The sequence below is a fragment of the Ideonella sp. P3_A4 genome, assembly GCF_056403075.1.
This window is the reverse complement of sequence record NZ_JBFUGE010000174.1, coordinates 1-11,559: the sequence shown is the minus strand read 5'-3', so window position 1 is coordinate 11,559 and position 11,559 is coordinate 1. Positions and strand designations below refer to the sequence as shown.

General features: G+C 70.5%; 12 protein-coding genes. All 12 read right to left on the bottom strand.

Features of this window, described 5'->3' with window-relative positions:
* Window positions 1-323, bottom strand: a 323-nt coding sequence (locus AC1DYI_RS16445) for an FAD-dependent oxidoreductase (protein WP_477205207.1), incomplete at its 3' end; no start/stop codon positions are given.
* Window position 324: 1 nt separating this feature from the next.
* Window positions 325-2,181: a protein-disulfide reductase DsbD gene (dsbD, locus tag AC1DYI_RS16440; protein WP_477205206.1), complete on the bottom strand. Its 1,857-nt coding sequence runs from the start codon at window positions 2,179-2,181 to the stop codon at window positions 325-327.
* Window positions 2,178-3,152: an FAD:protein FMN transferase gene (locus AC1DYI_RS16435; RefSeq protein WP_477205205.1), complete on the bottom strand. Its 975-nt coding sequence runs from the start codon at window positions 3,150-3,152 to the stop codon at window positions 2,178-2,180. Before AC1DYI_RS16435 ends, dsbD begins: the two co-directional genes overlap by 4 nt.
* Before the next feature lie 5 nt (window positions 3,153-3,157).
* On the bottom strand, window positions 3,158-4,291 hold the full coding sequence (locus tag AC1DYI_RS16430; RefSeq protein WP_477205204.1) for a DUF3570 domain-containing protein: 1,134 nt from the start codon (window positions 4,289-4,291) through the stop codon (window positions 3,158-3,160).
* Window positions 4,278-4,508 carry a DUF4266 domain-containing protein gene (locus AC1DYI_RS16425; protein WP_477205203.1) on the bottom strand — a complete coding sequence of 77 codons (231 nt, stop codon included), beginning with the start codon at window positions 4,506-4,508 and terminating at the stop codon, window positions 4,278-4,280. The genes AC1DYI_RS16430 and AC1DYI_RS16425 overlap by 14 nt, the downstream gene beginning before the upstream one ends.
* Before the next feature lie 19 nt (window positions 4,509-4,527).
* Entirely contained in the window at window positions 4,528-5,049 is a 522-nt protein-coding gene (locus AC1DYI_RS16420) for a TlpA family protein disulfide reductase (protein ID WP_477205202.1), read from the bottom strand.
* Between the two features lie 25 nt (window positions 5,050-5,074).
* Window positions 5,075-7,099 (bottom strand): choice-of-anchor D domain-containing protein, encoded by a 2,025-nt coding sequence (locus AC1DYI_RS16415; protein WP_477205201.1) that lies wholly within the window; start codon window positions 7,097-7,099, stop codon window positions 5,075-5,077.
* A gap of 64 nt (window positions 7,100-7,163) precedes the next feature.
* Entirely contained in the window at window positions 7,164-7,571 is a 408-nt protein-coding gene (locus AC1DYI_RS16410) for a lysostaphin resistance A-like protein (RefSeq protein ID WP_477205200.1), read from the bottom strand.
* A 142-nt stretch (window positions 7,572-7,713) separates the two neighbouring features.
* A complete protein-coding gene (locus tag AC1DYI_RS16405) occupies window positions 7,714-9,081 on the bottom strand; it encodes a S8 family peptidase (RefSeq protein ID WP_477205199.1) in 1,368 nt (455 codons plus the stop codon).
* Window positions 9,078-9,758 carry an anti-sigma factor family protein gene (locus AC1DYI_RS16400; protein WP_477205198.1) on the bottom strand — a complete coding sequence of 227 codons (681 nt, stop codon included), beginning with the start codon at window positions 9,756-9,758 and terminating at the stop codon, window positions 9,078-9,080. Before AC1DYI_RS16400 ends, AC1DYI_RS16405 begins: the two co-directional genes overlap by 4 nt.
* Window positions 9,745-10,365, bottom strand: a complete 621-nt coding sequence (locus AC1DYI_RS16395) for an RNA polymerase sigma factor (protein WP_477205197.1) — start codon at window positions 10,363-10,365, stop codon at window positions 9,745-9,747. The genes AC1DYI_RS16400 and AC1DYI_RS16395 overlap by 14 nt, the downstream gene beginning before the upstream one ends.
* Window positions 10,366-10,713: 348 nt before the next feature.
* Window positions 10,714-11,355 (bottom strand): hypothetical protein, encoded by a 642-nt coding sequence (locus tag AC1DYI_RS16390; RefSeq protein ID WP_477205196.1) that lies wholly within the window; start codon window positions 11,353-11,355, stop codon window positions 10,714-10,716.
* Window positions 11,356-11,559: the final 204 nt, after the last annotated feature.

Sequence of the window (11,559 nt, the reverse complement as noted above, 5' to 3'; positions counted from 1 at the left end):
TCGCAGGTGTAGGCACCTGAATCGCCCTTGAGCTTGAAGGGCCGCTGCGACAGATCGACTTCGTTGATATGGTCGAACACGATCTGGGTCTGGAATCGCTCGGCGTGTTGCTGGAAGCGTTGCATCAGCTCGGGGCCTTGCACGCCCATCACATCGGCGGGCCAGTTGTCCACGTCGGTGGTGGTCATCAGCTGGCCGCCTTGGGCCAGGCCGGTGACGAGCAGCGGCTTCAGGTTCGCGCGAGCCGCGTAGATGGCGGCCGAGTAGCCGGCGGGGCCGGAGCCGAGGATCAGGACTTGGGCGTGGGTGGTCAAGGTCGTCATCTCAAAGCTTGGCGTGGTCGAGGCGGCGGGCGAAGGCTTCGGCCTTCTCGAAGCCGATGGTGCGGGCGCTGGCGACCTCGGTGCCGCGCTCGTCGAAGAAGATCACCGCCGGCGGGCCGAACAGGCTGAAGCGCTTCATCAGCGCCTTGGCATCGGCGCTGTCGGCCGTCACGTCGGCTTGCAGCAGCAGCGCGCGCTCCAGCCGCGGCCGCACAGCGGTGTCGCGAAAGGTCAGGTGCTCCATCTCCTTGCACGAGACGCACCAGTCGGCATAGACATCCAGCACCACCGGCCGGCCGGCCGTGCGCAGTGCGTCGTCCAGCTGCTGCACGCTGGTGATGCGCTGGAAGCTCGGGCCTTCGGTGGTCGCAGCGACCGCGGTGTTGACGACCGCGCTACCGGCGCGGGCCAGATGGCGCAGCGGCTGCACCACACTGTCACCGCCCGACAGCGCGCCGGCCATCAGCGCCACACCCCACAGCGCCGCCACGCCGCCCACCCCACGCCACAGGCGCCAGGTGCCGGCGTCGAACGCGCCAAGCGTGAGCACGGCAGCGAGCACGCCCGCGCCGAGCACGAACATGAGGACTGGCGCCGGCAGTACCGGCGACACCAGCCACAGCGCGACCGCCAGCAGCATCAAGCCGAAGAAGGTTTTGACTTGCTCCATCCAGCGGCCAGCGCGCGGCAGCAGGCTGCCAGCTGACAGGCCCAGCAGCAGCAACGGCACGCTCATGCCGGCGGCCAGCGCGAACAACGCGGCACCGCCGAGCAGCACATCACGCGTCTGGCTGATGTAGACCAGCGCCCCGGCCAGCGGCGCGGCCACGCAGGGGCCTACCAGCAGCGCCGAGAGCCCGCCCATCGCGAACACGGCCAGGTGGCGACCACCCGAGAGCTGGTTCGATGCGTTGTTGACACGCTGCTGGATCACGGCCGGCATCTGCAAATCCCAGACACCGAACATTGACAGCGAGAGCACCGCGAGCAATGCCGCGAAGCTACCCAGCACCCAGGGGTTTTGCAGCGCGGCAGCAAAGCCCGAGCCGAGCAGACCGGCCGCGACACCGGCGGCGGTGTAGACCAGCGCCATGCCCAGCGAATAGGCCAACGCCAGCGTGAAGCCGCGCCGCCGTGACACCGGCGCCCCCTGGCCGACGATGATCGACGACAGGATGGGCAGCATCGGCAGCACGCAGGGCGTGAACGACAGCAGCAGCCCGCCGAGCAGGAACATCGGCACCACCTTCAGCAGGCTGCCGGACGACAGCGCGCTGGTGTGGCTGTCGTCGCCTTCCGCAGCAGCGGCGGGCGTCTGTGCGGCCCCCGGCGGCGCTTCCGCTGCGGGTGTTGCGGGCGCTGCGAACAGGTCGCCCGCAGGCTCCCACGCGGCCGTCAAGGCGCCAGCCGCGTCGCGCGCCAGGTGCACCGTGCCGTGCTGCGGCGGGTAGCACAGGCCGCGGTCCGCGCAGCCCTGGTAGCCCGCCGTCAGCTCAGCCGCCTGCAGATCGACGGGCAGCGCCTGGGTCACTTGCACCGAGCCTTCCCACAGCGTCATCGTCTGGTTGAAGTTGGTGTCGAAGTGCTCGCGGCCCGGCGGCAGCGTGGCGGCCGGCAGTGATGGGAGCGCCGCGTCGGCATGCTGCAGCGTGAAGCGCTCGCGGTACAGGTGGTAGCCCGGCGCGATCACGAAGCGGATCTGCAGCGCGTGATCGGCACCGACGGTGACCTGCGGCCGGAAGGCCTCGGTCGGGTCGAGAAAGGTCTCGTCGGCGGCGCGCGCCGCGGGCAGCAGCGCAGCCGCGGCGAGCAGGCCAGCGGCGAGGCGCCGGGTCCAGGTGAGCAGCAGGGTGTTCATGGAGTGCAGACGGAAGCGGTGTGTGCGGGAAAGGCGGGGAGTGCGGGGGTGAAGGGAAGGATCTCGTTGGAGTCGACGCGGCCGGCGGCGTCGATGGCCAGGAAGGCCACGCCCTGGTTGCGCAGAAAGGCCGTGCCATCGGAGCCCAGCAGCATCGCGATCGTGGCCAGCGCGCCGGCCGCGGCGCAGACCGGGGCCACCACGCTGACCGATTGCCAGTGCGTCACCGGCTGGCCGCTGCGCGGGTCCAGCACGTGGCAGCAGCGCCGGCCTTCGGCCGTGATGAAGAAGCGCTCGTAGTCGCCGCTGGTGGCCAGCGCGCCGTCGCGCAGCTCGACCGAGGCGCACAGCGAACCGAGCTCGCGCGGATGCTGGATGCCGAAGCGCCAGGGGCGGCCGTCGGCCCGCGGCCCGAGCACGCGCAGGTCGCCGCCGAGGTTGACGAAGCCACGGTGCACGCCGGCCTGGGCGAGCAAGCTCTGTGCGCGGTCGGCCGCGTACTCCTTGCCGATGCCGCCGAAGTCCAGCTCCATGCCGGCCTCGGGCAGCAACAGCTCGCGCTCGTCCCAGACGACGCGGCGCCAGTCCACCAGCGGCAGCAACGCGTCCAGCTCGTGCGGCGCGGGCACATGCCCGGTGCGGAAGTCCCAGGCCTTTCGCAGCACGCCACTCGTCAGGTCGAACAGGCCGTCGCTCTGGCGGTGCAACTGGTCGGCGAAAGCCAGCAGGTCGACGGTTTCTGTGTCGATGGCCGTGGCCTGGCCGCTGCCGGCCGCGGCGTTGATGCGCGAGACGACGCTGTCGCTGCGGTAGCGCGAGTACTTGGCCTCGATGCGCCGCACCTCGGCCATGGCTTCGTGCGCCGCGTGGCGCGCCACGGCGTCGTCTCCGGCGACGACGATCTCGCAGTGCGAGGCCATTGCGCCGAAGCGCAGATGCCAGCCGTCGTGGTCGAGGTGAGCGTCGGTCATGGTTGTCAGAAGGCGCGGGAAAGACCGAGCTGCCACCAGCGAGCCGAGAACGGCGCCAGGCCAGGCGAGCCGTCACCGCCCAGTCGCCAGTCGCCGCGCTGCTCGTAGCGGCTGTAGCTCAGGTCCAGCTTCCACTGGCGGTCGACCTGCCAGTCCACCCGCAGCCCGGCGGTGGCGGCGCCGAAGGCTGACAAGCGCTGGTCGGCCGAGTAATGGGTCAGGTTGCTGAAGCCGGACGGAAAGGGCGCGCCGAGCGTGGCGTCGTAGACCGGGTCGTAGTAGAAGCGCGCGGCGCGCTGCGTCGTGTAGCGCAGCATCGGCGTGACGGTCCAGCCCTCGGCCACCGGCTGCACCCAGGCGGCATCCAGCGTGTGGGCACGCACGCCCCAGCTGTCGTCGTAGACCCGCCAGCTGGTGCGCAGCGTGGCGCCGATCGACTCGAGATGGTGGTTCCAGCGCAGCAGCGCGGTGGTCTGGCGCCGCTCGTCGGGCCGTGCGTCGGGGAACTTGTAGGGATCGGAGTAGTAGCCGCGGCCGAAGCTCGCACCGAGGTTGAGCTGCACCAGGTCGACCGAGGTCCAGGCCTGCGTGACGCCGGCCATCAGCTGCCAGGTGCGACGGCGCTCGTCGAGCGTCGGGTCGTTGGTCGAGCCGATCTCGTCGTCGCTGTAGGCCAGCCCCAGGTTCCAGGTGCGGTTGTTGTCGTCGCTGGCAATGCGCCACTCGCCCGACAGCGTGTTCGAGCGGTAGTCGTGCTCGGACGAACTGGCGGCGCCGACGGACCAGGCCTGACGGTCGGCGTAATGGGTCAGCTTGACGTCACCCGCGGTGCGCGAGTCGTCCATCTTCGATGCGCCCGAGATGGCACTGTGATAGCGCGGCGAGGCGCCCGAGACCGCGTCGTTGACGAGCGAGCCTTCAAGCGACCAATGCGCGTCCAGCGGGGCCAGTACGTAGATCGACGGCGCATTGACCTTGACGCGGTCCAGCCCCGGCTGCCAGTCGCGGTAGTTGGAGAGCTTCAGCGCCACCACGCCTTGCTCGGGCGCGGTCTCGGCGTGCGCTGCTGGTGCCAGCACGCCAGGCAACAGCAATGCGGCGGCGAGTACGCCGCCAAACGAGGAGTCAATTGCAGCCACAACCGCCTCCGCCTACTCCGTATCCACCGGAGGCGTTTTCTTTACTCGCGTAGATGTGCTGGTCGAAGCGGTCGGCCAGCGGGTCGCCGGCCATCGTCATCTCGGGTTTGGCGAGCGCGCGCTTTTCCCAGGGTTGAGGTGGTTGCAGCGCGCAGCCGGCAAGGGCTGCGGCGGCGAGTGCGGCCGCGAAGAGGCGGACAGAGAGTGAACGGTTCATCGGTGATGGGTCCAATCGTTCAGGAGGCGCCGAGCACGGCGGCAATGCGCGCCTCGAGCGGGGCGATGTCGTCGTCGCGAAAGCCGGCATGCGTGGCGAGGACCTTGCCGTCCGCACCGAGCAGCACCGAGCTGGGCATCGCCTTGATGCCGAAGCGGCGCGCCGCCTCGGCCGTGGGGTCGAAGGCCAGCGTGAACTGCGCCGGCCACTGCGCGAGAAAGCGCTGCGCCTCGGCCGGCTGGCTGTCGACGTTGACCGCGACCACGCGCAGGCCCTGGGGCCCGAACTTCGATTGCATGCGGTTCATCCACGGGAACGACTGCCGGCACGGCCCGCACCACGAGGCCCAGAAGTCGATGTAGGTGGCGCGGGCCTTGCCGTCGAACAGCGGCACCGCGGCCTGGCCCGCCGGGCCGGGCACGCTGGCGATCGGCAAGGCCTGGCCGGCTTCAAGGGCGCGGGCGGCATGGGGCAGGACGAGCGCAGCGGCGCCCAGGCCGGTGGCCTGGAGCAGTGCGCGGCGAGACAGCGGGACGTTCATGATTTGCTCCTTGCTCACGTTCATCTCAGGCCCTGCGGCGACGGCGCCAGGCGATGACGCCGGCCAACGCGGCCATCAAGATCAGCAGCGGATCGGCGGCGCCGGTGCCGGCACCCAAGGTGCAGCCACCACCACCTTGGTTCGAGGGCTCGTCGGCACCGCCCTGGCCGCTCAAGCTCACCGTGGCACTGCCGGTTGGCATGTCGCCAGTCAAGGTCAGCGTGGCGGTTTCGTCGGCATCGGCGGCGGTGCCGGCCCAGGAGATGGCGAGCGTGCAGCTCGTGCCAGCCGCCAGCGCAACAGGCGTCGTACCGCAACTGCCAGCGCCTGTGCTGCCGACGCTGAAACGCGTGCCGCTGCTGAGCGTGAGGGCGCTCAAGTGCAGGTCGGCGGTGCCGGTGTTGGTCAGCGTCAACGTCTGTGCGGCGGCGGTGCCGCTGGCCGGCGCGACGAAGGCAAGTGACTCGGCCGACAAGCTCAGCGCCGGGGCCGCAGGCGCGACGCCGGTGCCTGCCAGCGCAACAGCGTCAGGCGTGCTGGCGTTGCTCGCGCTCGCCGTCAGGCTCGCGCTGCGCGCGCCGGTGGCCGTGGGCGTGAAGCCGAGGACCACCGTGCACTGCGCGCCGGCGACCAGCGACTGGCCCGCGCTGCAGCTGGAGCTGCCGTCGATGCGGAAGTCTGCTGCGTTGCTGCCGCCAAGCGTGAAGTCACCGAGCGTGGCGGTGCCGTTGCCGCTGTTGGACAGGGTCAGCGTGTGGGTCGTGGCGTCGTCGCCGACGGTGATGCTGCCGAAGTCGATCGCCGTGCCGTCGGTCCATTGCAGGTCGCCGGAAGTGGCCAGCACGCCGGTGCCGGTCAAGCCCACGCTGTGCGGCGAACCGCTCGCGTTGCTGCTCACGCTCAGGCTGCCGCTGGCCGCGCCGGCGCCGCTGGGTGTGAAGACCACATTGATCGCGCAGCTTGCGCCGGCGGCCAGCGTGTTGCCGCAGGCGTGGCTGGCGCTGAACGGGCTGGCCGCGGTGATGGCGTTGATGCTCAGGGTGGCGCTGCCGCTGTTGGTCAGTGTCACGGTCCGTGCGGTCGAGCTGCTGCCGACGGTGACGCTGCCGAACGCCAGGCTGGCCGGAGCGAGGCTCGCCTGCGGCGTGGCCACGGCCTGGCCGGTGCCGCTGAGCGACACGGTGGCATTGCCGTTGGACGCGTCGGACGCGAGCGTCAGCGAGGCGCTGCGGCTGCCGGTGGTGCTGGGCGTGAAGCGCAGGCTCAACGTGCACGAGCCGCCCGCGGCGACCGGTGTGCCGACCGCACAGCTACCGGTGGTGTTGTAGTCAGCTGCGGCAGTACCGCCGAGCGTGATGGCGCCGAAGTTCAGAGCCGCGTTGCCGGTGTTGCTGACGGTCAGCGTCTTGGCGCTGCTGGTAGTGTTGACCGTCTGGTTGCCGAAGGCGAAGCTGCTGGCGTCGAGCGAGATCGTCGGCGCGGCGGCAGCCAGGCCGGTGCCCGACAGCTTGATCGGCACCGCGGTCGTCAGCCCGCTGTGGCTGATGCTCAGCGTGCCGCTGCGGCTGCCTGCGGCGGTGGGCGTGAAGGCGACGCTGATCGTGCAGCTGCCGCTGGCAGCCAACGAGCTGCCGCAGGTGCCGCCACTGCGCGCGAAATCGCCGCTGACGCTGGCCGCTAGGTTGCTGAGCGCCGCCGTCCGGCTGGCGCGCACGGTGATGGTCTGCGTCGCACTGGTCTGGCCGACTGTCGTCTGGGCGAAGCTCAGCGAGCTCGGCGCATTGCCGAGGTAGGCGGCGATGTCCTCCAGGTCGGTGGTGGACAGCGACGACAGGCCCGACATGGCGCCGACGTTGTTGATTGCCGTGCGAATCATCGACGGGCTGTTGCGGCCGCGGTCGATGGTGGCGGTGGAGGCCACGGAGTGGCACCCCGAGCAGTTCTGCGAGAACTTGGTCGTGCCCAGGACCGGGTCGGCGGCGTGGCTGGCGAAGGGCCACGCCAGCGCGGCGGCCAGCCCCAATGCGAGCCAGAGGTTGCGGGAAGTCATGACGTGGTCTTCTCCATGGGTCAGTATTGATAATTGATTACACGGGTGAACATGGTTTGGGCCATCAAGGGCCATGGGCGGTGAGCCACACGAAGTTGAAGCCGGCATGCCAGGCCACGCAGGGCGCGAGCCGGCCGCTGCGCGCGAACACCATGCCGATCCACGCGGCCGGCAGTGCGGTGGCCGCTGCACGCCAGGCATCAGCCTGGTCGCGCGCGAACAAGAGGTGCGCAAGGCCGAAGGCCGCGGCGCTCAGCCACACGGCCGCATGTGGGCCGAAGCGGCGAGCCAGCGGCACCTGCAGGCCCCAGCGCCACACCACCTCTTCGCACCAAGGGGCGAGCCACAGCGAGCGCCATGCGCTGCCTGCAGGCAACAGCGCGAGGCCGACGAGTGAGACGCCCAGCCAACAGCCCAGCGCCGCGGCGTTTGGCGCGTGCTCGGCAGGGCGGGGAATGCGACAGGCGATCATGGGCGGTGGCTTGGCTGACGACGCGTTGCATTCATCGCATTGCGTCATTGCCCCGTAGGTACCGCCGCGGCCCGAAACGGTTGTCGCCGGAAGCCGGCGAAACGAAACTTGATGTTTGTGAAGTGAACGAGCCGAGACGAATTCAGCTGCAGCGGCAGCGCGGCTCGATGGCTTCGAGCACGTGGCAGGCGTTCAACGGCACGGCGGGCTGGAGGCCATCTTGTTCACGCAGCAGCTTCTCGATGCGCGGGCCGTCGAACCCGGGGTGGTGCTGCAACAGCAGTGCGGCCAGGCCGCTGACATGCGCGGCGGCCATCGAGGTGCCGCTGGCGAAGTCGTAGCGGCCATCGGGCATCAGCGTCAGCACTTCGCGCGCCGGCGCGCCGAGCACACCGGCTGTGGGCGCGGCGGCGTCTTGCACCGCGATGACCCCCGGCACGCCAAGTGGGAAACCGTCGCGCGCGCCGCCGGGCGGCATCGCACCGACGACCACCATGCCGCGAGCCAGCGCGACCCGCAGCAACTTGGTCAGCAGCTCGTCGGCCGGGCCGCCGAGGCTGAGGTTGACGACCTGGGCGCCGCGGTCGATCGCCGCCGCCAGCGCCTGCGACAGCGTGAAGGAGTTGCAGCTCGCGCTGCCGTCGCTGCGTTCCCAGCAGGCCTTCAAGGCGATCAGCCGCGCACCGGGTGCGACGCCGACGATGCCGGTCGCGTTGCCCGGCTGCGCGGCGATCAGCCCGGCCACTTCGGTGCCGTGGTGGTCGCGCTGGAAGCGGGCGGTATCGTGGTCGACGAAGTTGGCGGTGGCGGTCGGCACACCCGCCAGATCCGGGTGGCTGGTGTCCATGCCGGTGTCGATCACGGCGACGCGCACGCCATCGCCGCGCGCGCAGCGATGCGCCTGCGGCACGCCCAGGCCAAGCAGGCCACGCTGCAGCGGCAGGTAGGGGTCGTTGTAGGGCAGGTCCAGCTTGTTGACGATGGCCGGCTGCGTCGTCGTTGGCACCGTTGGCGTCGCGGCCGGCTCACCCAGCGTGCCGAACTCGTTTAGCGGCTGCGTCAGCACCACGCGCGGGTCGCGCGCGAGCGCAGCCAGCACCTCGCTGYGCGAGGCGCCGTCGGGGATCAGGAAGGTCGCGCAGTGCAAGCCGAGCGAGCGAATCGGCCACGCATCGAGAGGCCGCAGTCCGTGCGTGCGGGCGACCTCTTTCATCAAGGCCTCGGCGCGGAGGCCGGCGACATAACCCGGTTTCTTGGCGTACAGCCCGGGTGTCGTGCCGGACGACAGCGGCAGCTCGCCCACCTCGTTGGCCACCGCGATGACGACCACACGGCTCGCCTCGCCGGCGGGCGCGCCGCCGATCAGCGGTGGAACAGGTGGCTCGGTTCGCGCGGAGCCTGTCGAAGGGTCAGGGGCTTCGACAAGCTCAGCCTGAACAGAGACAGGCGCGAGCGCGCCGGCGAGCGTGCCGACCAGGGCCAGTCGCGCCAGGCGACGGCGCCAGTTCACCGCGCAGCCGCCGCGCCGATGGGCTCGGCGAAGGCGATGGCCGGCGAGCGGCGCAGCTCGGCGGCGAGTGCGTCGAGATTGCGCGCGGGCTGCGTTGCGGCCGAGGCGAGCGTGAAGACACCGGCCTCGGTCGGGCCGCTGACGATCACGAGGCCGTGCCCAACCAGCAAGGCCTGCAGCTCGCTGATCGGGTGCCCGCCGTGGAACACGACGCGCAAGCCCGGCCCGACCGGCGCCGCGCTGGCCGGAGCCTGGGTCAGGGTCTGGTAGCCGCTGGCGCTGCCGGCGGCCGGCGTCGAGGTGCGCAACCACCAGACCGCAGCAGCCGCGAACAAGGCAAGCTGCAGCGCCCCGAGCACGGCAGCAGTGGACAGGCGGATCGTCGCGCTGCGCCCCGAGCCGATGGTCAGCCAGGGCCGCTGCGGCCGAGCCGGGGTGGCCTGGTCCAGCCGCTGCATCAGCCGTGCCAAGCCTTGTGACAGATCGGGGCCGGGCACGCTGGGCTGGGCCATCGCGGTGGCCAGGAATTGTTCGCGCGCCAGCTCGGCGCGGCAGTCGACACAGTCGGCCAGATGGGCTTCGGCCCGGTGGTGTTGCGCCGTGTCGGCGCGGCCATTGGCCAGCCAGGGCAGCAGACCCCAGGTCTCCTGGTGGATGCGCATGTCAGTAGGTTTCATCGTGGGTGCCTTCGGCGCGGGCGGCTTCGGGTTCGCCGGCCAGGTCGGGGAGCAGGTTGCGCAACCTGACGCGGGCGTGGAACAACCGGGCCTTCGCGGTGCCCACCGGGCACTCCATGATGGTGGCGGTCTCTTCCAGCGTGTGGCCCTGGCCGTACACCAGTTCTGCCGTCAGACGCTGGTCCGCAGGGAGCTTGGCCAGGCCCTTGGCGAGCCAGTCGCGCAGTTCGCGGTCGGGGCGCGGGTCGCTGACCAGCAGGGTGTCGAGGTCGGTGTCGTCGCCGGCCCCCCAGCAGGGATCGGCCTGATCGCGCAGGGCTTTCATGGCCACCCGGTAGGCGATGCCCAAGATCCAGGTCGACACCCGCGCCTCGCCGCGGTAATCGGCCGCGCGCTGCCAGACGATCCACAGCGTGTCGTTGACGACTTCCTCAATCAGCGAGTCGTGGCGTGTCACGCGACTGAGAAAGCGCACCAACCTGGGTTGGTACTCGCGGTACAGCTCGGCCAGGGCGGCGCGGTCCTGCGAATCGGCGATGCGGCGGATCCAGGTCTCGTCGGGCGTGGCCGGCGCGGCCGGCGGCGAGCGGCGAAAGGGGTTGAACATCGGGCGAAACGCGGGCGGGTCGTGCTGCAGTGATCGGTCAGTACCGGCCCGGGCTGAAGAAGGTTGTGTGCCGCAGTGAAAAAAGTCTCGCGACGACGCACCAGTTCACTTCGGGTGAACTGCGCACGGCCTCGGCCGCAGGCCGGGCCGTCCAACAAACATGCTGGAGCCTTCCTCCTGGAGGGAGGCTTGGTGGGAGCCGTCGAACATGCTGGCACTCCCTCTTGGAGGGAGGCAGAGGGAGCCAAACGCTAAGTCATGCCGTCCGATCGGACGGCCTTCACCTCAAACGACGCTTCGGTGTCTCCATGGGCTTGGAGGCTTCCTTCCGTCACCGAGCCCGCGTTTTCAGAAACCCTGCACCACGCTGGCCACCCAGCGGTCGCGGGCCGAATCGCCGTAGATCAGTCGGGCTTGTGGCGAGACCCAGACGCGGTCGAGCAGCAGCTTCAGGCCGCCTGAGCTGCCCCAGCCGCCACCGGCCTGGCCGTAGAGGTAGCCCTGGCCGCCGCCGTACATGCGCCGGCCCAGGCCGGCCCCGAGGTGGAAGCCGCCGTCCAGCGGCCAGCGGCCGTTGAGCTCGAGCGAGCGGCTGACGATGACCGGCCCGAAGTGCTGGTTGCAACCGGCGCCGCGGCGGGTCTCGGCCGACCAACTGAGCACCCAGCGGTCGGCATCGGCCACGCTGGTGCCCACTTCGTTGTAGCACCACATCTTCAACGCGTCCGAGCCCGGGTAGCTCATGTGGCGCAGCTGAGTCATCAGCGTCCAGCGGCCGTCGAAGGTGTATTCGTAGCCGGCACGCAGGCTGAGTGCGTCGACCTGCTGGCCGTCCAGCGCTTCGAAGCGACCGACCGAGCCGCCCAGCGACCAGCCGCTGGTGGCATAGACGTCGGCGCCGGCGAAGGCCGCGGGCCGGCCGCTGCGGCTCAGCGGAATGCCCCGCACCAGCCAGGCCGAACTGGCGCCGACGCTGAAACTGGTGTCCACGGCCTGCGCACCGGCCGGCGACGCACAGGCCAGACCGAATGCGGCGGCCAGGACATTCGGGCGGCAAAAGGGGAGGCGATGGGGCATCGGCACGCAGGCAGGCGAAGCGCCGATTCTAGGAAGCCTGCCCATGCAGGCTCGGCAGCCGCCAACGTCAATCTGACTGGAGCCTCCCTCGTGGAGGGAGGCTGGAGGGAGTGGTCC